At 49.8% G+C, this 25108-nt stretch carries 16 protein-coding genes; 13 read left to right on the forward strand and 3 right to left on the reverse strand.

Annotated elements, in window-relative coordinates:
• Positions 1–55: 55 nt before the first annotated feature.
• Positions 56–979, reverse strand: coding sequence for a DUF1559 domain-containing protein (locus GmarT_RS25010; RefSeq protein WP_002648461.1), 924 nt, complete (start codon positions 977–979; stop codon positions 56–58).
• A 369-nt stretch (positions 980–1348) separates the two neighbouring features.
• Here GmarT_RS25010 and GmarT_RS25015 point away from each other — a divergent pair, with 369 nt between their 5' ends.
• Together GmarT_RS25015 and GmarT_RS25020 are read left to right on the forward strand one after the other, a co-directional pair.
• The gene (locus GmarT_RS25015; protein WP_002648460.1) at positions 1349–2788 is read left to right on the forward strand and encodes a hypothetical protein; all 1440 of its coding nucleotides are present in this window, start codon (positions 1349–1351) and stop codon (positions 2786–2788) included.
• Positions 2789–2931: 143 nt separating this feature from the next.
• Complete coding sequence (locus GmarT_RS25020; RefSeq protein ID WP_002648459.1) at positions 2932–3435, forward strand: hypothetical protein; 504 nt, start codon at positions 2932–2934, stop codon at positions 3433–3435.
• Here the strand turns inward: GmarT_RS25020 and GmarT_RS25025 are convergent.
• Positions 3420–4946, reverse strand: a complete 1527-nt coding sequence (locus GmarT_RS25025; protein WP_149303389.1) for a M20/M25/M40 family metallo-hydrolase — start codon at positions 4944–4946, stop codon at positions 3420–3422. The genes GmarT_RS25020 and GmarT_RS25025 overlap by 16 nt on opposite strands.
• A 369-nt stretch (positions 4947–5315) precedes the next feature.
• On the opposite strand from GmarT_RS25025, the gene GmarT_RS25030 reads away from it, so the two are divergent.
• On the forward strand, positions 5316–8687 hold the full coding sequence (locus GmarT_RS25030; protein WP_081459586.1) for a spermine/spermidine synthase domain-containing protein: 3372 nt from the start codon (positions 5316–5318) through the stop codon (positions 8685–8687).
• A 333-nt stretch (positions 8688–9020) separates the two neighbouring features.
• Complete coding sequence (locus GmarT_RS25035) at positions 9021–10862, forward strand: hypothetical protein (RefSeq protein WP_002648455.1); 1842 nt, start codon at positions 9021–9023, stop codon at positions 10860–10862.
• Between the two features lie 10 nt (positions 10863–10872).
• On the opposite strand, the gene GmarT_RS25040 is transcribed toward GmarT_RS25035, so the two are convergent.
• Positions 10873–12009, reverse strand: coding sequence for an EF-hand domain-containing protein (locus GmarT_RS25040; RefSeq protein WP_149303391.1), 1137 nt, complete (start codon positions 12007–12009; stop codon positions 10873–10875).
• A gap of 421 nt (positions 12010–12430) precedes the next feature.
• On the opposite strand from GmarT_RS25040, the gene GmarT_RS25045 reads away from it, so the two are divergent.
• The 9 genes from GmarT_RS25045 (at position 12431) to GmarT_RS25085 (ending at position 25085) form a co-directional block, all read left to right on the forward strand.
• Positions 12431–16216, forward strand: a complete 3786-nt coding sequence (locus tag GmarT_RS25045; protein WP_149303393.1) for a secretin N-terminal domain-containing protein — start codon at positions 12431–12433, stop codon at positions 16214–16216.
• 55 nt (positions 16217–16271) lie between these two features.
• A complete protein-coding gene (locus GmarT_RS25050; protein WP_002648452.1) occupies positions 16272–17954 on the forward strand; it encodes a GspE/PulE family protein in 1683 nt (560 codons plus the stop codon).
• 64 nt (positions 17955–18018) lie between these two features.
• On the forward strand, positions 18019–19227 hold the full coding sequence (locus GmarT_RS25055) for a type II secretion system F family protein (protein WP_002648451.1): 1209 nt from the start codon (positions 18019–18021) through the stop codon (positions 19225–19227).
• A gap of 93 nt (positions 19228–19320) precedes the next feature.
• Complete coding sequence (locus GmarT_RS25060) at positions 19321–19773, forward strand: type II secretion system protein GspG (protein ID WP_002648450.1); 453 nt, start codon at positions 19321–19323, stop codon at positions 19771–19773.
• 49 nt (positions 19774–19822) lie between these two features.
• Positions 19823–20443 (forward strand): prepilin-type N-terminal cleavage/methylation domain-containing protein, encoded by a 621-nt coding sequence (locus GmarT_RS25065; RefSeq protein ID WP_044239625.1) that lies wholly within the window; start codon positions 19823–19825, stop codon positions 20441–20443.
• Positions 20440–20907, forward strand: a complete 468-nt coding sequence (locus GmarT_RS25070) for a type IV pilus modification PilV family protein (RefSeq protein ID WP_002648448.1) — start codon at positions 20440–20442, stop codon at positions 20905–20907. The genes GmarT_RS25065 and GmarT_RS25070 overlap by 4 nt, the downstream gene beginning before the upstream one ends.
• The gene (locus tag GmarT_RS25075; protein WP_002648447.1) at positions 20904–21815 is read left to right on the forward strand and encodes a hypothetical protein; all 912 of its coding nucleotides are present in this window, start codon (positions 20904–20906) and stop codon (positions 21813–21815) included. The genes GmarT_RS25070 and GmarT_RS25075 overlap by 4 nt, the downstream gene beginning before the upstream one ends.
• A 21-nt stretch (positions 21816–21836) precedes the next feature.
• Positions 21837–23528, forward strand: coding sequence for a type II secretion system minor pseudopilin (locus GmarT_RS25080; protein ID WP_002648446.1), 1692 nt, complete (start codon positions 21837–21839; stop codon positions 23526–23528).
• Positions 23529–23597: 69 nt separating this feature from the next.
• The gene (locus GmarT_RS25085; protein WP_002648445.1) at positions 23598–25085 is read left to right on the forward strand and encodes a type IV pilus biogenesis protein PilM; all 1488 of its coding nucleotides are present in this window, start codon (positions 23598–23600) and stop codon (positions 25083–25085) included.
• Positions 25086–25108 lie beyond the last annotated feature (23 nt).

Genomic DNA, 25108 nt, shown 5'->3' on the forward strand with positions numbered 1-25108 from the left:
CTGGTAGACAACAATTAGACGTGTTGCTGTGTGTTGTTTCTGTCTAGAGCAGCGTTTAGAACTCGCCTAAGACTTCACCGGAAGCACGGGTCCCCAGAGCATGAAATGTCCCTCGATCAACATTGGAAGAAATGAATCGAACAGCACCATCGGCCAGCAGACAATGTGCCCCTCCAATATGGTTACTGCGGGCATAATTCTGAATTTCTGTGGTAGAGCCAACGGCTGTACAAGGCGCTAAAGGCCAGGTAGTGCTTTTACAGGTATTATGCTCATCTGGAATGGATGTATTCGGTGGCTCCAGCGTAGTAAACAGACCACCTCCCCAGCGACCACCTCCCCAGTAATGACCGGCTGAACCCCAGTCTGCACCACTAGTCCCGCGAATGATTGATTCACTATGCATAATCGTATTGGAAGAACCGTCTACAATATCCCGGATCCGTGTTCGAGACTGCAGATACAGAATACCATCCATCTTTACATTGTTAGAATTGGTATCGTTCATCTTAATCGAAGTACTGCCCGCACAACCCGTGTAGTTGCCTTCAAATAAATCAGCGTAGTTAAATCCAGGTGAAGAAGGATCGGAGGGGCACATGTAAACGGGTATAACAACCGCACTGATTGCCTTCGGAACATTCCAGATATTTTTGGTCGTATCAGCCGTATATTTGTTATATAGCGGCGCCTGATCAATAAAAGGCAACAGCTGTTGTGCCCAGCATTCCCGTTCGTGCAATGCATTATTGTCGCCAGCATGTCTAACCCCATAAGGATAAGTACTGTGAGTTCCATGGTAATTGTGCATACCCAGCCCGATCTGCTTCAGATTGTTCTTACACGTGGAACGTCGGGCCGCTTCTCGCGCCTGTTGGACCGCTGGTAAAAGCAACGCAATGAGAATCGCAATGATGGCAATCACTACCAGCAATTCGATTAACGTAAAAGCACGACGACATCTTTTCGAGTTCAGCATGATGGGCCTCAAATAAGAGCGGAATTGAAAAAAAGCAAAACCAAACCGAAGGATTTGGCTGGGATTATTGATTAGAAAACATGCGTCATATTGACACCAAAATATATTATATTGCCGGCAATAGCAAATTAAATACACATTGGTGTCAATATATTTTCACACATTTTTTACATGCCTGGTGAAAAACCAAACCTTCTTCATTCCGGTAATTCAACTCCGTTCCGCTCGTAATCACCTACATTTGAATGAGTTATGGGAGTATCACAACCACTCACATCAACAGTCATTATTGTGTTTCAGATCCGGCAGCTTTATAATTACAGACCACAAGATCGACTTTCCAGATGAACCAGAGCAGGAGTAGCAACAATGGCAGGGATACGAAATAGACGTCAATTTTTGGCTGGTATTGTAAGCGTCAGTTGGTCTCTGCTGTTGATCGGCAGTATACAGGCAGCTGATTCTCCTCAGGGGAAAGTCCTCAAAGCGGGTGCCGCCACGAGTAATATCACCCCGCCGCTTGGCGAGGCGATTATAGGCGGGTTCGCCCCCTTCCCCTCAGAAAATGTGCACGACGAACTGCATGCCCGTTGCCTTGTTCTCGATAATGGTGAAACAAAAATCGCGTTTGTCATCTGCGATAACCTGGGCATCACCGACGATATCTACCAGGCAGCGCGTGACTTTATCAAAGCGGAAACAGACCTGCCTCCCGTAAATATTCTGATGGCGGCGACTCACACACATTCGGCGACTCGGGCCAGCAGTCCGAAATACCGTGACTTCCTTTCCCGCCGGATTGCTGATTGTGTCCGACGTGCCCTGGAAAAAACAGAACCAGCCCGGATCGGCTGGGGAGGCGTGGATGAACCCTCCGAAGTGTTTAACCGTCGCTGGTTCACCACCAACCCTGACTTCTGCAAGAACCCGTTTGGTGGCGTCGATCAGGTTCGCATGAATCCTCCCCGCGGAAACGCAGCTCTCATCAAACCGGCTGGCCCTATTGATCCCGAAATTTCCTTTATCAGCGTGCAATCGCTGGATGGTCGTCCGCTGGCGCTGTTGGCCAATTACTCACTGCATTATGTCGGCGGTGTGAAAAAGGGAGAAATCTCATCTGACTACTTCGGCATCTTTTCAGAAAAAATTGGCTCCCTCATTGGTGCCAGCCCGGAAGAAGGTTCTTTCGTGGGCATGCTTTCGAACGGAACCAGCGGCGACATTAATAACATCAATTTCAGTCAGCCAGGCAAACGGATGCAGGCATACGAAAAAATGACTCAGGTTGCAGATCTCGTCGCAAAACGCGTCGCGGAAGCATATAAAAACGTGGATTACCAGACCTGGGTCCCCCTGGGATCCGCAAATGCAGAGCTGACGTTGAAAGTCCGTAAGCCGGATGACGCCATGCAGGCCTACTTCAAAAAAGTACTTGCACAACCGGAGGATGCACCACAACACCATCGCTACGAACGGAATTACGCTGGACGCGTACAAAGGCTGCTCGAAGGCCCGGATGAAGTTACTGTGAAACTGCAGGCTCTCAGAATCGGTGATCTGACAGTCGCTGCGATTCCCTTTGAAACCTTCTGTGAAATTGGTCTGGAAATCAAGGACAAATCGCCTTTTAAAGATGCGTTCACAATTGAACTTGCTAACGGCTATTTCGGTTATCTACCCACACCAGCCCAGCATAAGCTGGGGGGATACGAAACCTGGATGGGAACCAATCGCGTTCAGTTGGATGCCTCTGACAAAATTCTGGCAGTTCTTTTTAATCTCATGGCAGATCTCAATTCAGGAAAATAGACACACCTGATTAATTTATGGTTTACCGAACAGGCCCTTACTCAAGACCCGTTGAAATGGTCTCCAAATTGACCTGTTACATTACAAAGCCGATTCGCTACAATGCGGAAACAGTCAGGCACATTTTGTAACGGGAATCAGTTATGGGTAAACGCCCCAAAAAGATGATGTATGCGGGAGGAGGTATTTTAGCACTGGGTATTATCCTGGGGCAGTATTTCGGTCTGACTCCCGGCATCAATTCCGGATCGGGAGAGGCTGAGAAGACGGCAGAGCCGGTAGAAGAAGAATCACGGCCGATTATGGCGTCCAGTGAATCTGAAATCATTCCGGTTCTGATTCAGCCCGAACCGAAACAGGATAAGGCGCTCGCCGAACTACCACTGAAAGTTCTGGATATCCTGATTGATGATCGCAGTTACCTGGTAAAAGCCGCTTCCCAGCCCAAAGATAAATATCGACCTGCAGAAATAAGCGAGATTATCACTCTCGCGAAACAGGCATCAGGCGATGAAGATGGCATTCACGTGCGAGTATATCGAACGGGCTCTGCACGTGTTGTCCCTGAGGACAAATTAAAAGAGGAACTCGGCAAATCCGGTCTGCAGACACAAATGATCGACTGGAAAATTCATCTTATTGATTGAACTTCGATACTCTGCAGTCGGCCTTCCCGCTCTACCAGCAGGCTGAAGGGAAGTTTCTGTGTACTGGCCAGTTTGCGAAACTCATCACTGTTCCTGACTTGTTTGCCGGCAATCTCATAAATCCGGTCATTGATTTTAAGTTTCGCCAGAGCAGCGGGTGAAGACTCGATAATATCGGAAACCACGATAACACTTGGATCGGCTTCGTCTGTCTGCCACTGAATTCCCAGTTTGACCGGTTTTCCTGAAAGTGTGACCGATAGCTCCAACAGTTCATCCTGTTCTTTGCGACGGACCTGTAAGACAATTTGGTTGTCTGAATTTTGGATCAAGGCACCAAAACCCTGCTCCGCGATGGGAGACTTGCCATCGATTTCGACAATCTCATCGCCCACTTTCAGACCTGCTTTTTTAGCTGGTGTATTGGCCATTACCTGAGTCAGAACCAGTTTTCCCTGTGAATAAATATCAGCATTCCAGGCTACTCCCAGCCGCGGAGGATCACTGGTATCAATGCGTGCCTGCTGATCAATACCAGACAGGATATCCTGATTGGCATTTCGAAATTGCGGTTTTTCCGACTGCAATGCGAAATCGAGTGTGAGCTGTGTCAGCAGTTGGGCACTTTTACGGGCTCCCCGATAATCAATTTTATGGGAATCGTCTTCCGGTCGATGATAGTCTTCATGCTTGCCGGTGTGAAACATCAGGAAGGGAATCCCTTTCTGATAAAAAGGCCAGTGGTCACTGTCCGGTCGGATGGCAGAATCAAAATCAATTTTGAGATCGGTCTCTCGCTCATTAGATCGCACGGTACTGGACCGCAGCCCATAAGCGGACCGGGAGCCAAACAAAGTGAGAGGCTTTTCCTTTAGCCGCCCCACCATATCGAGATTAAGATAAATGGCGACCTTATCCAGAGGGACGGTGGGATGGTTCATCCAGTGGCGTGAACCCAGGAGCCCCATTTCTTCTGCATCCCAGAACACAAACAGAATCGATCGACGGGGAAGTTCTTTGTGTAACGAGATCGCTTCAATGACTTCCAGTAATGCCGCAGTTCCACTGGCATTATCATCAGCACCGTTATGAATCTGTCCGACGCCGCCTCGACTGTTGGATGGTTTCCCATACCCCACATGATCGTAATGGGCGCCGATGACAACATATTCTTTCTTTAACTCGGGATCATTTCCGGGAATCAGACCGATGATATTACGGAAACCACCATCAAATTCCTGAAAGTAACCTTCTTCAGCCATGCCTGGTTGAATCCCATGCTTCTGAAGAAAGGTCCGGATATATGTTCCTGCAGCCTGACCTCCCTGTGAACCGGCCTCACGACCTTCCAGTGAATCACTGGCCAGAAATTCAATGTGTGATTTCAGCTCGTCGACCGTGATTGAATTCGCTGCTGCTTTATAAACAGCCGCCGAATTTGTCTCAGCGTGCAGCCGTTCATCTGTATTAACGATGCTGATTACGAAACAGACCAGCATTATTCGGATCAAAGGAAACAGTCTTTGATTACGCTGGCAGGGAACTGGATTCGCAACTGGGGGAATACTCAATGGGGATTTCACTCGGAGTTATTTCTATGACAAAGGGCTCAAACAGACCGGAGAACAACCTATTTTTACTCCACTACGTATTCTCTACAAGCGAAGTGTACATTAGTCCGCGGTCAAATGCCATTCCAGTAGCGATAGAACGACTGGTATTGCATATATTTACGTATTTTCGATAAAACACAGACTGAATGTCCCTCAGCGTTAACCGGCAATTTTTGCTGCTAAGGAATGTTGAAGAAATGACTTAGAGTAAGCTACTTTAAGTTGAGATGCAATTCTGATTTTTTAATAACGACAGGCAAGGAAGCCATGATACGTTCGTTCGCTCAAAATCTACTCCACAATTCTCTTTCCTTTTTGCAGCAGAGAATGGGAATCGCGTTTCTGCTGGGATCGATTAGCGGGCTGTTCGTTCTTTCCTGTACTCAACGCTTTCAGAATCTGGTCAGCGACTGTCCTGAAGTTATGACAGGCATTGGCCTGTCCATGGTGATGGGCATCTGGCTTGGCTTACCACAGTTAGCCACATTTTCCCCCGAAGACTCACCTGCAAAAAAGGCATCTCATCAGAAGCGCATCCGCTTTACTTTATTGATCCTTTCATTCTGGTCACTCTGTTTTCCGGTGTTGCTCACTCAACTCAATCAGATCCTGCATTGGTTCACCCTCTCACAGATGACAAACGTGGTCTTTCTGACGGGGCTGATGACACTCTCTGCCATGGCACTGATTCTGCCTGCTGTATTCTGGTCTACCCGTTTGTTCTGGTTGGCCACCTTGACTGCTGTCGATTACAAAAATCCCCGCACCAGTTTACATTTACAACTTGCCCGCTTTCTGACCGGATTCAGCGTTTCATTGATTCTATCAGTTTACTGGCTCGTTCCTGTATTCGGCTGGAGCGAGACTTTACTGATTCCCCTCATTGCAACTCTGATTTTCTGCTGTATTCCCTGGGTTAGATCACTCTGCGAAAGTTATCTCCCTGAATATTCACACTGGCTCAAACTGGATTTGTTCCAGGCTGATACACAATCCCTTTCGGGTTCCAATGCTAACAGGCAAACGGTCGCACCACCACGTATTCCAGTGGTGATACAAGTCGGCTCATATGTAATGAGCTTTTCAACCGGCATCCTGCTGGTTGGCGTCAGTCGTGTTCTGTTTCAGCTTTACCCGGATTCACTCTATCTGAAAGTCACGATCTGGGCTGGATTTCTACTCGGAACTGCAGTTGCCTTTGCATTCATACAGGCGAGAAAACCAGGCAAAATCGTCCAGACGACTTCCAGCCTGTCTCTGGCAATGGCACTGACGGGTGTCGGCTGTCTGGCATTGTTCCCGTTACTGGTTTCCTGGATGCTGTATGCCAACGCCTATATTGAATATGCTTTGCTGCTGTCTGTCATCCGGGGTGGTTTAACAGCAACCATCTTCTGCCTGCTGGGATCCTGCTGGGGTGGCTGGCTCAAACTCTCCAGTTCCGTCCGTTTCTCCGCGTCAGAGAAACGAAGCTTAACCACTCTGCCTGTCTGGCAGCCATCCTGTCTGCTGGCTGGTATACTTAGCTGTGTATGGCTCATCGGTTCGACAGGCATTGAGCTCAAAACCATTATCGTACTTACCAGTCTGGCCCTGCTTTGTCTCGCGATTTTTGTTCGACTGACACACTTCCGGATCCCGCTGACACGCTGGCGGGCCGCTGGAATGGTCTGCAGCCTGGCCCTGCTCACTGCCGGTCTGTTTTTTCACAACAATTATGATGTTCGGCATTCAGCCAAACTGTTGTTCTCGACAAACACGTTTACGGGGTTACGTTATGGCTTAAAACCAGAACTGCTGCCCCACCTGGATGAAGGCCGCTGCCTGTCAGAAGTCGAAGGTCAGTACGGTACGTTTACCATCTGGTCTTATCGGGAAAATCAGATTCAGATTCGCAGAAGCGGTCTGCCTTTTGGCGTCACCAGCATGGATGCCGGCTTATGCCCGCATACCACAGGCGAACTGATGCCGTTTGTGATTCCAGTGATATTGCACGAACGTCCCGCAGATGTGCTGTTCCTCGGGCTTGGTGCCGGCGTGGGTGTGAACTCCAGCCTCGACTTCCCCGTACAACATGTGACCTGCCTGGAACCGGATCGCAGCCTCGTGAAATTATATCACGAAGAGATTGCTCCTCGGAATGCAATCTCTGCCTTCGATTCAGATCGCGTCGAGTTGATTCAGACCCCGATCGCATTAGCCATGGCAGCTGATACAAATGCAGAAAAGATGTATGACCTGATCATCAGCAATCCGGTTCAATCGGTTGTCACACAATCACAGGCAGAATTCACAACAGAATTTTATCGCAATGTTTCGCGACATCTGAATCAGGATGGCATTTTCTGTCAGCGATTTCAGCACATTGATTTTGGTGCGCAGCCACTGCGGGTAATGGCACAGACTTTTCGGTCCGCATTCCAGCAGGTGCTGGCGATTGAAATTGCTAACGGTGAAACTCTATTTATGGGTACAAATTCCGAACAGGGGTTTGTCAGAAATAAACTGATAGATCGAATCCAGGCGCCGCAGGTCAGACGTACGCTGGCACAGGTCGGCTGGGACTGGTCGGTTTTATTGAATCTGGCAGCATACTCAGATGAGGCGCTGGCAGATATGACCGCCGATGTCAAAACCAGCGTCAATAACTCAGCCAACGGGAACTTCGCTTTTACACTGCCTTACGAAATGATGCGCTGGGGGATGAAGCAGGAAGAAATCAGAAAAATGGTTTCTGCAGAAATCCATAACGACGATCCTGTCAAAGAATACCGCAGCAGCCGTCTGCTGAACTGGATGGATGGCGAGAAGAACGACCCCATCGTACTCAGACGACTTTCTGAAGTGACGGCGCAAAACAAACTGATGGCCCGCTATCCTGATCAATACTGGAAGTACCGCAAACCTGCTAAAGATCAGATTACCGAAAATCCGCGTTCCCTCATCAGGCAGGTTGCTGCCGAAAATCTGCATAAAGAAGATTACATCCACGATGAAGACAGACGCCGCATGTATTATTTCAAAGCGTTATCGGATGCAATGGAGAAAGCCAGCCCCACGGTCGACCAGATTGGTCGCGTGACGACTTTTACTCCCACTTACGATCCGATGATCAGCTACTTCATGCATGATGAAGTCGCGGAGCTCTACAAGAAATCTGATGATGCACCGGACATTCTCGAATTTTCACATCGCCTGCATGCCATCAATTATGGTGCCGCCAATGATCGGTCCATTGTATCTGTGGTACGGGCTCTGGAAATGGCCGCTTCCGATGCCAGTCTGTTTCAGGAACCGGGGCAGCAATGGGATCACCTGAATGGTTTACTGCAGGCTTTAAAATATCGCTGGGACAATCGTTCTCAGGCACGGCCTGTCACCTCGAAGCAGGCCTTGCATGATATCGAACTCAGTATATCCGGAATCGAACGCGCATTTGAAACGATGAACGAGATTCAAGCACAGGCCAATGTCAGTGAGGAAGACTGGCAACTGCGTAAACGGGTTCTGGAACGCACCCTGGTAAGACCGCTGGAAACCTATCACGAACGGGTTCTGCCTCATCATTATAAGAAATCCCGTGAAGAGCGAAAAAAGCTGCTGGATGGGCTCAACCTGCCCAAAGTACCCTCACTGTAATTCGTTTATCCATTAGACTTTGCCGCTCAGGTCTACGCCCGGCAGGACTAAAATCGGAAACTCTGAATCTTTTTGTTTTCGTAGCGGGTATACTGGTTGGCTGGTATCGAGCCGCATTTCGTTTCAAAATGATTCGCTACCAACTCTGATCGGGAAATAAGTACACAAAATCACACGCCGATTATGTCTTTACCCCGGTCGAATTCCGCGTTTTTAACAGTATGAGGACGCGCCACCGTTTCAATACGAATCTCAACTCTACGGAAAAGGCATCGTATGAGAACTTCCTGCACTTTGGGGCCACAGGTTATGTTCACAAAAACGCTATTACGCATGGGACGACAATTGGTTCTTCTCGTTCTGATCTGCTTCTGCAGCAGCACACTTTCTGCACAGGAACCAGAGTCTGCTAAGCCAGAGGCTGAAAAGAAAGACGAGCAACCGGAGAAGAAGGCTGCCGGGGTGGAATCGATCCTCCCCAAACCATTGATCGTAATCAATGTCGCCAGTGTGGAGCGGATCCTTTCTGATATCGATTTCATTTTCGAACTGGCAGAGCGTCCTGAAATCGCCGAGATCGCTTCAGCCTCGCTGGCGAATGTCAACGATCTGGAAGGCATCGATAAAAATAAGAACCTGGGTGTGGAACTCTATCTGAAAACGGGATTAATCCCCCAACCGGTCCCGACCATGTATCTGCCTGTGACGAAAGTTCGTACATTTCTTGATACTCTGGAGAAGCTGATTCCAGGTGACGAAGAAACCATCAAGAAAGATACGGACCGGGATGACCTGTATGTAATTAATGGGCGACGCGGCGAATCCATCATTCGGTTCCAGGATGATTATGCCCATATGCTGTTTCAGGGCGTTGAAAATGAAACCAGTCTGGACATGATCAGTTCCCGTGACTTTGGTGACCCATCCCAAAAACTGCAGAACCTGACCACGGCCTACGACCTCTCGATCAAATTCGATCTGAACGCCATTCCCGAGTTGATGCGTACGACATTTCTGGGTTTCTTCCGTACCGCCATCGAAACACAACTGCAGCAGCGGGATGGCGAATCTAAAGCCGCCTACGAACTCCGGCGCATGGCAGGAAAACAGAACCTGGAGAGTATCGAATATTTTCTGAGCGAAGGTCAGGAGTTGGTGTTCGGCGGTCGTATTGAAAAAGAAGAAAAACGGGGTGTTGTCGACATGCTGATTAAGGCCAGGCCCAACAGCGATTTAGCCCGCGCCGTCAAGAATATCCCCGGCAAAGCGAGTTACTTCAGTGTGATCACTTCACGTGAAAACCTGCCACTTGCTGTTTCCGCTTCCATGAATCTTGCCCCACGTGATCGAAAAATCTATCAGAAGTATCTAAACTACTTCGAAAAACAATTGAGTGAAAAACTATTGACCGAAGAAGAACGCCTGCAGAATACCAGCTCGATTCAACAGTTCTTCAGCCCGGTAAAAACCATGGTCGATAAAGGGCACATTGATGTGTTCACGCAGTTGGTCTCAACACCAACTAAAAAATTTGCTCTGATTGGCGGTATCAAGGTCGCACCTTCCTCAAATCTGCCTGCTTCCTTACTGGATATCATTAATCGTATTGATCAACTGCCTGACAACAAAGCACACATCTACACGAATGCTGAAACGGTTCAGGGGATCGCCTTGCATCAGATGCAACCCGAATCCAAAACCGCCGATGATAAACAGCAACGTTTTCTCGGCGGAGTTCCGTCGCTCTATATAGGAGCAGACAATGAAGTGATCTGGTTTGCCATGGGAACAGAAATTGCGGTCGCCGCCTTAAATGAAGCCATCGAGACAATCAACACAGCAACCCCTGAAGCCAGAAAAGAGCAACGCACCGCTCCGGTACAGATGGAATTTCATATCCGTCCCTGGCTGAACCTGTTTTCCGAAGCGGAAATTCAGGAAAGCGGCGTTATGAAAATTCTGGATGGTGCATTCCAGAAAGAAAATGATCTGGTTCTGGTAACCACACAACCTACCGAAACGGGCGTCCGAACTCGACTGCAGTTTGACGAGGGCTATCTGAAACTATTGGGAATTGCGATCTCAAAACAGTTTGACAGGAATCAGGAACGGCGTGCAAAACGCGAAATGGAACGTAAACTTAAAATGCCCGAAGATGAAGAACAAATTAAATAACACTACTTGATTACTTCTTCTTGATCTCCAGGTAATGTTTTACAAACTGTTCCTGAGGCATGGAAACTGTCAGATCAATATTTGCCTGTTCAAACAGCTTCCGCATGGAGCGGCTCTTTTTCCATTCTGCGGGGGAAACGGAACCGTCCTTATCCCGGTCGACCAGTTTAAAGAAATAACCTGCCTGTGCAACCAGTGGATCGGTACTGGGTGCCGAGACCTGGACCGACACTGGCTGGGATGTCTTCTCAGGTGCAGGTTGATTCGAAGCATCTGCTGTTCCGGGAGTTGCAGAACTGCCGCTCGCAGCCAGGGGATTTGCAGAAGTCTGCCCGCTATTCAAAGCGAACATGAAAGAAGCTGCACTCCGCTGTGTTTTTCCCTCTTTGGCAAGCTTGATTTCTTTCGGCGTGAGAAAACCATCTCCGTTCAGATCCATCGTGAAAAATTCGCCGAGTTTTGTCGGATTATTTTTGCGCCATTCGTAGAGACCAATCTGCCCATCCTGATCGATGTCGTGTGGCACAAACTCCTGGTTCAGATCGACTGTCGTGCGAACCGGCTTCGCTGGTTCATTTTTGGAGGAACTGCTCGAAGAACTGCTGCTGGAACGACCACCTGAAGCAGAGTCAGACGCCTCTCTCCGATCTGGCTCAAACGATCCGTAGCGGCCGCGCATGGCATCGCGGTCAAAACCACCTCTCCCAAAGCCACCGCTCCGATCTCTGTCATCGTCATCATCCCGATCACTGCCAGATCGCCCCCCCCCCGGAGGGCCACCAAAACCACGCGAAGAACCGAAACGACTACGGTCATCACGGCCACGACTGCCGCGGTCACTTCGATCACCACCACCAAATGAGCCGCGCTGGCTGCGCATTCGCTCCATCACCTGAGGCATGATTCGCTCAAATTCCTGCTGGCTCATGTCGCGCGAGGTATTTACGCCGGCTGCCTCCAGAGTTTCCTTGAAACGACCGGGCATCTGGTCAAATTCTGAGGCTTCAATCACCCCGTTTTTGTTACGATCCAGAAACGACATGAAACCGCGTGAGCGACTATCACCACCTGGTTGCGCATACGCCAGATCAGTGCAAAACCCTACCAGCAGTACAGAAGGAATCAGGAGAGTGGTAAAACGGAACATTTTCTTACTCCGCAACATTTTAAGCGGTCTTTCACGGGTAATACCGTGTTTAATAAACAGATACTGTGATTTTGCGCATCTGGCTACCAGAGATGCAAGTAGAATTTCAGTATCTGACATTAGAAACACCGGCCAGCAGGGAATAGATCGATGAATTCTGAAAGAATCCCTATGATCTTTGAAACGAGCTGTAAACTATTGAAGTATAACATGATAGAACACTAACAACCTAAATAATCTTGTATTTGCTTTTGAGGCAACTTAGTCTGTAGTCAGTAGATTCCGCAATATAAAGACCACATACGTAGCGACAGAATGGCTGTGGGATTCCCTGAAACAAATTATGACAAGCCTCATAACAATGACCATAAGAACACCTGTCCTGGTTCTTTTTCCGCCTGATATCAGAATCGCCATGCAAATGATGAAATATATCAAATTTCAATTCTTTTTTACCATCGCCCTGATGGGTCTGATTCCCTGCTCTGACATTCTCATAAGTTCAGTACAGGCGCAGGAAACTGAAAACCGAGGCGATCGAGGTGGCAGACGAGACCGCGGGGGCTTTGGCGGCGATCGCGGAGGTTTTGGAGGAGGTCGCGGTGGTGGAGGTGGTTTCGGCGGAGACAGGGGTGGATTCGGCAGCCGAGGTGGATTTGGTGGCCCCCGGGGTGGTCTCGGCTCCCTGGTCAATCGTGAAGAAGTTCAGAAGGAACTCCAGCTGACCCCAGACCAGATCAAGCAGCTTGAAGAAGCAGCGGCAAGTATACGGCCCACACGCGAATCCATGGAACCCTTCATGACACGCATGCGGGATGCTCAAACAGATGAAGAACGAACTAAAGTTCGAGAAGAAATGAGCGCATCTTTCGAAAAACAGCGTTCCGAAGGCGAAGCCAAAGTGATGAGTCTGCTGAACGAAAAGCAGGCTACCCGTCTGAAACAACTGCAGTTACAGGAAGCCGGCTATCGCCAGTTGACCAATGATGATACCGCCAAACAACTCAAGCTGACTGAAGACCAATTGAAGCAGATTACCGAACTGGAAGAACAGCGATCCAACGCCCGTCGTGAACTGGGGCGACGTGCGACTACAGAAGAGCGCGAGAAAGTTCAGCAGGAATTCGATCAGAAAATCGAAGCTGTATTGACCAAAGATCAGCAGACTCAATGGAGCCAGATGCTGGGCCCGGCATTGGTTTCAGACGCAAAACCGGCTGAGCCCGGTGTACCTGCCGTCAGCAGTAATGCCAGCCCGACTCCACGACCACGTCCGCAGATCCCCATGGAACCTGAAGGCTTGAAGCCGGAAGACCGAAGTATTTCATTCGGTGGCGGTAGTGCAATTGCCATGAATAATGCCCCCGATAAACCTGCCGCCCCCGATGATCCGCAGGCAGCGAAAAAACCCGGAGCTGTCAACAAAATGTCCTTTAACTTCCGGTTTGCCCCCTGGGGCGATGTTCTTAAGCTGTTTGCAGAATCAGCCGGTTACACTCTCGATCTGAATGATGTTCCACCAGGAACCTTTAATTACTTCGACCAGGGTAGCTACACCCCCACGGAAGCACTCGACATCATCAATGGCTACCTCCTGCAGAAAGGTTATATCATTGTTCGCCGCGATCAGTTTCTGGTCGTACTGAATATCGATAACGGTATTCCGCCCAACCTCGTTCCGATTGTCGATTCCGAAAAGATTACCGAACACGGAAAAAATGAACTGATGAGCGTAACCTTCCAGTTGGAAGGTGTTGATGTCAGCCAGGTCGCCAAGGAAGTCCAGGCGATTCTGGGGCCACAGGGCAAATCAGTGGCTCTGAACACAGCCAACTCCATCATTGTGACGGATATCGGTAGCAACCTGTCGCGAGTGAAAAAGCTGCTGGAAGGTGCCATGGCTAACGCTGGTCCTACCGATCTGCTCTTTCGCTCCTTTGAACTGAAATACATTGATGCAACCGAAGCGGAAAAAATCGTCCGCAGCCAGTTTGGCCTGCCTGCTGCCACTCAAAATGTGAGTGCCAGTGCCACCTCATCCCGTTACTTTGACTATCGCTCCAGAAGCAGCAGAGATCGTGGCGGAAGCCCTCCGCAGCCACAGCCCAGCAAAGAGTCCAATACCCAGGTAACCGCCGATCCTCGTACGAATCGCCTGCTGGTCACTGCCACACCCGACCAGATTAAGATCGCGGATGAAATCATCAAATCGATCGACGTCGATGATGATAACCCACTGGGCCCCGGTGGCAACAAACCGTTTCTGCGCGTTTATACCGTCAGTTCTGCCGACTCACGCGAAGTGACCAAAACCCTGGATGCGATGATACCGGGTGTTGTCGTCAACGAAGATGCCCGCAATGATAAAATCCACATACTTGCCACTCATAGAGAGCACGAAAAAATCGAAGAGATGATTCGACAACTGGATGGCGAAGGAGGCAGTCAGTCTGTTTCCGTGATTAACCTCAGCTCAATGGATCCCATTTCAGCAACAACGACGCTGCGGTCACTTTTCCTGCGCGATGGTGACGCTGCTCCAACCATCGAAGCCGATCTGCTGGGCCGTCGCCTTCTGATTCGTGGCACTCCCGGCCAGGTGATTCAGGTAAAAGCACTTCTGGCACAACTGGGCGAAGATGGGTCGGGCCGCTCCAACGACATCCGCGATCGTGGTCCAGTCCGAACCATTCCGCTGGGCGGCCGTGATTCCCGTGAAATCATGGAACTGATTAATAAACTCTGGTCTGCTTCCTCAGGCGATGAGAATCCGATCCGCATTGTCGTACCTTCAGAAAACAATCTGATCCGCGAACGCATTATCGGAGGCGAAGAAGAAGCCCCGAATCATAACCGCGGATTTCGGAATCAACCACAAAATACCAGTGCTCCCTTGAATCGCCCTATTCGAAGGCAGCAACCTGTTCGTGAGACGGAACAGCAGCGATTATTCTTTACGGCCAGCGATGAGAAAACCGAAGCCACTGTAGAACAGAATGAGAATACGGATACCAGAAACAGTTCAGAAAAACCAAAGCAACCAGAATCGGGCAATGAACCTGCTGACGTTCCCCAGGGTAAAAAAAAGAACCCGGTAGCGGTTTCCTCTAACGGAGATAATCTGATTATTTCTTCAACAGATCTGGAAGCCCTCAATAGACTGGAAAAAATGATTGAAGCGCTGACGCAGGCCATTCCGCCCAAAAATCAGTGGACCGTTTTTTACCTGCGATCTGCAGATGCCACCGCGACAGCCAAAATGCTGGAAAGCCTGTTTCCCAGCAGTTCTGTCTCTGACATGGACTCGGGCTCCGGGATGCTGAGTGGGATCACTAATATTGGTGGCAGCCTGATGGATGCCACCGGACTGTCCACTCTGGGCATGGGACCTCAGACACTGCGTATCATCCCTGAAGTCCGTTCCAATGCACTTTATGTGACGGGGCCTTCGGATAAAGTCCGCTCTGTGGAACAGATGCTGAAAGTACTGGATACTTCTGAATTACCGGCTTCTCTACGAGATCGTTCACCGGGAATCATTCCTGTTGAGTTCGCCTCGGCAACAGAAGTGAGCAACATCGTCAAAGAACTTTACAAAGATTATCTGCAGCCACCACAACAGCAGAACAACTCACGCAGAGGCGGCAATCCGTTTGCCGCCATGATGGGAGGAGGCTCCCAGGGTGGCTCAAATGCACAACCGGCAGAAGCTCGTCTTGCGGTCAGCGTAGATGAAAATGCAAATCAACTGCTCGTCTCCGCCAGCGATTCCCTGTTCCAGGAAATTGAATCACTGGTCCGTGAACTGGACTACTCAGCAAAGATGTCACGAAAATCGGTGCAGGTTGTCACTTTGAATAATGGAAACTCAGCTTTAATCCAGAATGCCCTGACTTCACTGCTGCCGAATGTCACCGTGAGCACAACTGGTGACACACGCAAAAAAACAACCAACCAGACACCTGATTCTCCCTCTCAGTCTACCTCCCCCTCAAGCTCTGGTGACCGTGGCGAAGAAATTCGAAACTTTTTCGAACAGCGCATGCGCGAACGCATGGGTGCCGGTGGTGCGCCGGGTGGCGATTCCAGTCGTGGCAGTTCTCCCTTCAGTGGTCGTGGTTCACGCGGTTTTCGTTTCCCGGGCAGCGATGGTGGCAGCTCACGTGGTGGAGGCAGCAGTCGATCCAGCCGTAGCCGTGGTCGCTGATATATAATTCAACTTCCAATCCAATCTTCTGATATCAAACCATTGAGTCAACTCCATGGAAATCGGTGAAATTCTCCAAAGACGTGGCATCCTGGACGACCGCCAACTGCTCATGGCGCAGCAGTCGGCGAACGGAAATCGTCTGGACCGCGTTGTCATGGAAATGGGACTCGCTTCTGAAGAAGATCTGCTTAAAGCGTTTGCCGACGAACTGGGCATGAAATACTTTGAGCTCAAAGATTATCAGGTCGACAAAGTGCTGCTGGCCCAGTTCCCCGCAACGCCGATTTTTCGCAATGCCCTGCTCCCTTTGCAGCGCAACAATGGTCGCGTTCTGGTTGCTTCGGCAGACCCCTTCGATTTTGAAGCCATTGACGAACTCAGTTCACTAAGCGGTTTGGATCTCGAACCGGTCCTGGCATTACATGATGATGTGATGGAACTGATCAAGGAAAACCTGGGAGTCGGCGGCGATACGATTAACGAACTCGTCTCACAACGGGCAGCAGAAGATGGCGTCGAACTGCTGGAAGAAGTTTCTGAGGAACATGGCGAACTGGCCGACATGGCACAGACCGCTTCCGTGATTCGACTGGTCAATGAACTATTGATCGAAGCGTTACAGCAACAGGCCAGTGACGTCCACATTGAACCGCATGAAACCGGACTCGTGATCCGTTACCGGGTTGACGGTCTGCTGCGGGTGCAGTCAGTCCCTCCGGAAATTAATCATTTTTATTCGGCAATTATTACGCGTCTCAAAATCATGTCGCACCTGAATATCGCGGAAAAGCGACTGCCTCAGGATGGACGCATCAAGCTCCGCATCACCGGTCGGGAAATTGATGTTCGTGTTTCGATCATCCCCATGATCTACGGTGAAGGCATCGTCATGCGTCTGCTCGATAAAGAACGCATGGTATTTCGCCTGGACAATGTCGGACTGAATCCTGAAATGCTGAAAACATTTCGCGAGATGATCGAACTGCCTCATGGAATCATTCTGGTCACAGGTCCCACGGGGAGTGGAAAAACTTCGACACTTTACAGTGCCTTGAATGAAATCAAAAACCCTGAAACAAAAATCATTACCGTGGAAGACCCGGTCGAATATCACAGTGAAGGTATCAGCCAGATTCAGGTGAATTCCAAAATCGGACTGACCTTCGCCGCCGGGCTCCGCAGTATTTTACGTCATGACCCCGATATCGTCCTGATCGGGGAAATCCGAGACGGTGAAACTGCCAACAGTGCAATCCAGGCATCTTTAACCGGTCACCTGGTCTTCAGCACGCTGCACACCAACGATTCCCCCGGTGCCTTCACACGACTGATTGACATGGGTGTCGAATCCTATCTGGTCGCCAGTACGGTGGAAGCGGTATTGGCACAACGTCTGGTACGCGTGCTCTGCAAGCATTGTAAACGACCTTACGAACCGCATCCGGATAAGATACCACCCGACTTTCCTGTGCAGGATATCAAAGAACTCTGGGAACCGGTTGGCTGTCGCCACTGCCGTGAAATGGGTTACTCCGGACGAATCGGGATTCTCGAACTGCTGGTCAATGATGCCGTCATCCGAAGATTATGTACGGAACATGCCAGTTCCGGTCAGATCCGTGACTATGCCCGTAAAAATGGCTGGCAGACGCTGCGTGATGCCGGCTGGCTGAAAGTGCTGGAGGGGGTGACATCCATCGATGAAATCCTCCGCGTGACCAAGGGTGATATTTAATCGAATGCTAATTTAAACCAGAAATCATTTTTTAATTTAAGCACACGCTGTCAAAGTCAGAACCATGCCGGATTTTCAATACATCGCACGCGAAGCAACGGGCCGCCAGGTCACGGGGATTCTGTCGGCATCCAATCAGCAGGATGCCCTGAATTCACTGGCTGCGCGCAGCCTGTTTCCGGTGAAAGTAGACCTGGCAGATGAAGCAAAAGCCCAGTTGAAACACTCCGGACGTCGGGTACGGGCACGTTACCTGTCCATCTTTTATACCCAACTGGCAGACCTGCTCAAATCAGGTGTCCCCCTGTTGCGGTCTCTGGAACTCTTAAATAAACAGTCGACGAACCCTTCCCTCAAACAGGTGCTGGAAGAAGTCCGTGCCGAAGTCGCCGACGGTACCAGGCTCGCTGTTGCGATGGGGCAGCATCCGAAAGTCTTTTCTGAACTCGCAGTCAGTATGGTCCGCGCAGGAGAAGAAGGCGGCTTTCTGGAAGACGTTCTCAAACGCATCGCCAGTTTCACTGATCACCAGGAAGAATTGAAAAACCGCGTTGTGGGTGCCATGATTTACCCGGCTTTTCTCACGACTTTCGGCACTGTCATCGTCAGCTTTCTGCTGGTTTATTTCGTACCTAAATTTGAGCCGATTTTTGCGAGAATGTCAGAACGGGGGGAACTCCCCTGGGCCACGACGACCCTGCTGGGGTTCAGTGCATTTATGCAATCTTACTGGTTTATCATATTTTTCTCGATCGGAATGGCGGTTGTTGCGGTTTATAAATATATCGAAACGAAAGAAGGTCGATACAAATTCGATCAGTTCCGTCTGACTGCGTATGGGCTGGGTGACGTGGTCCGCAGTCTGGCGATCGCCCGCTTCTGCCGCATTCTGGGAACTCTGCTTGCCAACGGTGTCCCCATTCTGCAGTCACTCCGAATCGCCAAAGATGCCGCCGGTAACAAAGTCATCAGCAAATCAATAGGTGAAGCGGCTGAAAGTATTTCTGCGGGAAAATCTATCGCCCAGCCATTTGCTTCGAGCGGTCAGTTTCCTGAAGAAGTCGTCGAAATGATTGCCGTCGGGGAAGAAGCCAATAACCTCGAACAGGTGTTAATTGATATTGCCGACAACATGGAACGGCAGACAAACCGGAAGCTTGATATGTTTGTCCGCATGCTGGAGCCTTTAATGCTCCTGTTGATGGCGGCAGTTGTGGTTTTTGTGATGTTAGCGTTGCTTTTACCGGTTTTTCAAAGCTCGGGTTTACTATAATAAAAGTAGAAATCATTGAGAGGTTTTATCTTCACACGGGTAGAACACAGAATCAATCAGGCTGGAATTGTATATAGAGAAAAGGATGGAGACATGTATCGAAACAAATCACAAACCAAACAAAAACGTCGCGGCTTTACCCTGCTGGAAATGCTGATCGTACTGGGAATCATCCTGGTGATCGCAGCCATGGTCGTCCCCAACCTGCTCGGCAGCCAGAAAAAAGCCAATATTAAAGCCACCCGTGCCAGTATTCATAATCTGGAACAGGCTTTCAAACTGTATGCTGCTGAGAACAATGGTGAGTACCCGCAGGGGGGCGCTGAACAGTTAGAACTGCTGATGGAACCCGTCAGCACTGATGGCCAGGCAGCCGAACCCTTTATCGAATCGATTCCCCTCGATGCCTGGGGACAGGTCTTTCACTATGAATATCCCAACAACAAAGCCAAATCGACCAAACCGGCGATCTGGTCTTCCGGACCAAATCAGCAGGATGAAAATGGCTCAGGCGATGATGTCAATAACTGGGATCTGAATGAATAATCTGTCTTAGCCAGAGGCCTGCAGCAGATGAATTCAGAGGATGTAGCACGTGACAAAACAGCCACACATATTCAGAAACGCGCATCAGCGTCGATCAGCCTTTACGCTGTTCGAAATGCTGCTGGTACTGGCATTACTGCTGGTGCTCGTTTCCGTGGTCTGGCCTGCTGTCATGCGCATCAGTTCCAGTAACCGCCTGCGCCAAAGTATGCAGGATGTGAATTCGGTCTTCGCTGCTGCCCGTATTCGTGCCATTGAGCATGGCGTGAATTATCACGTGTATCTGGAACTGGGAGGAAATCAGTATCTGATAGTCCCAGTTGACCAGTCACTTCTGGGACTCAATACCGATGAGAGTGGATCAACCACGGCAGGTACCAGCGATGCTTTTATTGTCGGCGAGTTACCTGAAGAATTTCAGTTCAGCAAAACGGTATCGGCTACCGTCACCGAATCGATGATTCCGTTTGAGTGGCTGTCCGGCCTTCCCAATGCAAAAGATTTACGCTGGGTTGAAAGCTCGTTCCCCATCACCTTCTATCCCGATGGAACCGCAGCCCTCGACCTGCAGCATGACATCCTGAAAAAAGAGCAAAAAGTAGCGCGTATCGAACTGCGCGGCCTGACCGGTAATACGACGATTTCTTACCAACAGGAGAAATCGCCATGAAGGTTCACCAGAGGATTTCAGCAAATCACGAATCACGCCGAGCGGGACTGACGCTGCTCGAAGTGTTGATCTCACTCTCAATCTTTCTGGCCGCGTTAACGGCGCTCAGTCAGCTCATTGGAATCGGCTCCCGGGCCGCAGTACAGACCCAGTTAAGAACCCAGGCAATTTTCCGATGCCAATCAGTACTGGCAGAGGTACTGGCAGGCGCCCAGCCAATGGAATCAGTTGCGATGTCTGCATTTGACGATGAGGGTGAAAACTGGAAATGGAGCCTCAACGTCGAACCAGGTGACTATGAAAACATGCTGAAGCTGACAGTGCTCGTCCAATATATCGGAGACTCGGAAACTGTTTCCACCAGTTATCAGTTAATCCGACAGGTACGCGATCCCGCCATGCTCCTTGATGCCGCCAATACGGTCGAAACCACGACCGACACCACGCTGGAGGATCAGCTATGAAAATTCAGACTGCCCTTCACAAAAGAAACTCTGCTCGTACTTCTGGTTTTACAATGCTGGAAGTCATTCTGGCGATTGGACTGACAGGACTGCTGCTGGCTGCGATCTATTCCGCTCTTGATCTGTATTGGAAATATACCACACTTGGACAGCAACAGGTGGAACGGGCACAGATCGCGCGGGCCGTCTTCCAGAAGATCTCACAGGATTTACATTCTGTTACCTACATGCAGGAAACAGCGGTAGAAGAAGAGGAGTCCACCACCGGCTCTTCCGAAACGGAAACCGAAGAAACGGTCATCGAAGTCACGAATCCGGATGATGCCTATACTTCAGGAAATATCGGTGTGTTTGGTGATGCACAATCACTGGTTCTGCACACCAGCCGTCCCGGCAGACAGCCACTGCTCATCTCGAATACTGGCAGTTCATCAGCGATGCAGAGCGATCTGCTCTCGGTCTCTTACTTTCTGGCGGTCGCTGGTGCAGAAGGCTTGCAGGGGGCCGTCGGAGATCAATATCGCAATACCACAACCACCGGCCAGAGCACACAGGGGCTTGCCCGGCTCGAAGGAGATCGACTCGCGATGAGCATGGCGGACGGATCAGCTGATGTTCAGGTTCTGGCACAACAGTCACAACTGCTGGCAGCGGAAATCAGCAGTCTGCAGTTTCAGTATTTTGATGGTACAGACTGGCTGGAAGTCTGGGACAGCATCGAATACGGAACGGTCCCGCAGGCAATCAAAGTGACAATCGGCTTTCAAAATGAAAATATTGAAGGTCTCGAAAAAATCGCCAATAATAAAATCAATGGGAATGAAAACAGCTTCAGCATGGTAATTGCGCTCCCGCTGGCTTTGCCGTCAACGTTGCAAACCACCACTCAGGACACCACCACGTTTTAATTAACGACTGCAGAATAACGTATGAAAACACACACATCACAACTCGTACAATCCGCTGGTTTTTCCAATCAGAAAAACCGGCTGAAGTTACGGGCCGGCAGTACATTGCTCGTGGTACTTGTGGTAGTCGTCATGCTCACCCTGGGCGCTTACACATTCTCGGAATTAATGATCGTCGAGGTGGAAGCAACAAACATTTATGGCCGTTCAATCCAGTCACGCGAGCTGGCTCTGTCCGGAATTGAACTCGCCGCCGCCTATGTAGGCGACCGTTCGGACATTGATGGCTGGAACTCATATCATAATCCAGATCAGTTTCAGAATATCAATTTACTCCCCTCGGATGTACCGCGTGCCAGCGGTTATTTCAGCATCGTTGCACCGGTCACTAAAGATGCCGCTTCGAAAACAATTCGCTTTGGCCTGATCAATGAATCAGGTAAGTTGAATTTGAATATTCTGGCCAGTGAAGAAGAGGAGGAAGAGGGGGCTGCCGTCGAACGCCTGATGAATATCCCCAACATGACCGAAGACATCGCCGCTGCAATTCTGGATTGGATCGACGATGATGACGAAACGCGGACCTATGGAGCGGAGAGCGATTTCTACGAGACATTGGAGACGCCTTATTTCCCTAAAAATGGTCCACTGGAATCACTGGATGAACTGTTACTGGTGCGCGACATTACCCCGGAACTGCTCTACGGCGAAGACACCAACCGCAACGGGATCCTGGATTTCAATGAAAATGACGGCGATGCCACTCTGCCCAATGACAATGCCGATGGCGTTCTCAATGCAGGCTGGTGCGAGTACTTTACCGTTCACAGTCGTGAAATTAATATCCGCCCCGATGGTTCCCAAAAAATCAACGTCAATCAGACCATGCTGACGGAACTTTACGATGCACTCGAAACCGAACTCGGACCCGATGAGGCCCGGTTCATTGTTGCCTATCGTTTAAGTGGTCCGGTTGTCACGGAAAGCGATCTGTCATCTGGTTTGCAGACGACTACCGTAGGAGGCAGCATGAGTGAAAAACAGGCTCTGAATGAGCTCGCTAATGGTATTGCCAAAGCGATGTTTTCAGAAGAAGGAGTCACCGTGACACGAGGTGGCATGGACCTCTCGCCCGGTGGCGCGTTTACCATTAATTCACTCTTTGACCTGATTGGGTCTGAAGTCGAAACAGAAATTGATGGAAAAAAAACAACACTCTCCAGTCCCTGGCTGGCCGACCCGGGAGCAATGACCGCGGAATTACCGGTGCTGCATGACCTGCTGACCACGTCCAAAAATCAATATATCGAAGGCCGAATCCAGATTGATGAAGCACGTCTGGAAACCTTGCTGGGCATCCCCGGGATGGAAACTGACCTGGCGAATGCGATCGTTAATTCCCAGATGACTGCTACAAACGGAGCCCCTCCTACGGAAATCAGTCAGGCGCGCCAGACAACAGGATGGCTTGTGATTGAAGGGCTTACCACAATTGAACAAATGCGATTACTGGCCCCTTACATCTGTAGCGGCGGAGATGTCTTTCGTGTGCAGTCTCTGGGATATTACGGACAGGGAGGTCCACTGACACGCATGGAAGCTGTGATTGATGGCACCTTTATTCCGCCACGCATCATAGCGATTCGTGACATCAGTAACCTGGGTAGCGGTTATCCCGTTTCTACCCTGCAGGGAATGTCGCAGGAAGAATAACCTCTGCAGCAACCCGAATCAGAACCTATAATTGTTATATCCTTCACTGACGTTTTTTGAGAACAGATTATGGCAGACTACCTGGCAATCAACTGGGAAAAAACAGGACTCACCGGCGTGGAAGGACACATTGGTGTATCCGGTGTCTCCGTGAAACGTGCGTTTCAGATCACCTGGCCTGAACAGTTACATCCGGAAACAGATCCTGTCTCTGCCGGCAGCTGGTTAAAAAATGAATTCAGACGGCTGAAACTGTCCGCGAAACAGATTCTGATTTCGTTTCCCCGGCACGACACAACAATCCGCCTGCTGGAAATCCCCGAAGTTCCACTTGAAGAAGTTCCGGAAATCGTCCACCTGCAGACAGCCACCCGATCTTCGGTTCCCCTGAATCAGCTATTGCTGGATTATCTGCTACTGCCCCCCCGCGAAGGAAAAAAAACGCGCGAAGTACTGGTGGCCAGTATCGCTAAACAGTCGCATGATCAGGCTATTAAAACGTTTCAATCGATGGGTCTGGAAATTGCAGCCACGGGAATCAGCTCCATCAACGCAGCCGTCTGGATCAGCCACATCAAACCTGCTGTGATGGAAGCACCCGCACTGATCGTGAATCTGGTTGAGACAAACCTCGAGATAACACTGGTCCACCAGCGACAAATATTATTTACCAGTTCCTCAGCAATGGGTTCTTCAGACCCCTCAGTTGTAGATCAGACCATCAAGTCAGAAATCAACCGATTTCTCCTCTCGCGCAGTTCACAGCTGAGTGGTGAAAAAATAAGTCAGATTTTACTGGTTGGTGGTCGACCGGAATGCGCTGCACTGTTACAGGAACGGCAGTTGTGTGACGTCGAAATCATCAATCCCTTGCAGATGGAAACGTTTTCACAAGAGCCCCCTGAAGATCTGACTTCCCCCGGCGTTCTGGCCGGCCCATTGGGTATCCTGTATTCTCTACAGCAGAAGCATCTGGAAGTCGTAGATTTTCTGCATCCCCACAAAGCGGATCAAAAGCCGGATCGTCGCAAACTCCAGATTGGACTGGGTCTGGCCGGAACAGTGCTGATTCTGCTGACGGCTCTCTATATGACCCACCAGAGTGTTTCGAGTCTTGATGAGCAAATTGCCGATCGACAAAAAATCCAGCGCGATCTCGATGAGCTGCTCAAACGGGGGCAGCCGACATTAGAATCTGTGGCCCTCATTCAAAAATGGGATAACTCCAATTCTAAAACGCTGAAAGTACTACAGGAACTGGATACCATTCTGCCGGGTACAGATCGCATTTACCTCAGCGAACTCGATGTCAACCGTTCAACAAGTCAGACCTCACTCAGTCGCCTGCGGGCGATTGGTAATGCAAAAGACGACCTGGATTCCCGGGACCTCAATCAGCAGTTATCCAAAAGCAACTTTCGAGTCCATCCCAAACGCAGTACAAACAAAACTTTTGATTCTGAATATCCGGTTCCCTTTGAAATCGATGCAGAAAAACTTCCCCCCCGCGCTGCAGTCCAACAGCCCGCTGAACCAGTAAAGCAAAATGGGAATTGATCAGGTCGGGAATCAACCTGTTT

Source organism: Gimesia maris, assembly GCF_008298035.1.
Classification (GTDB): domain Bacteria; phylum Planctomycetota; class Planctomycetia; order Planctomycetales; family Planctomycetaceae; genus Gimesia; species Gimesia maris.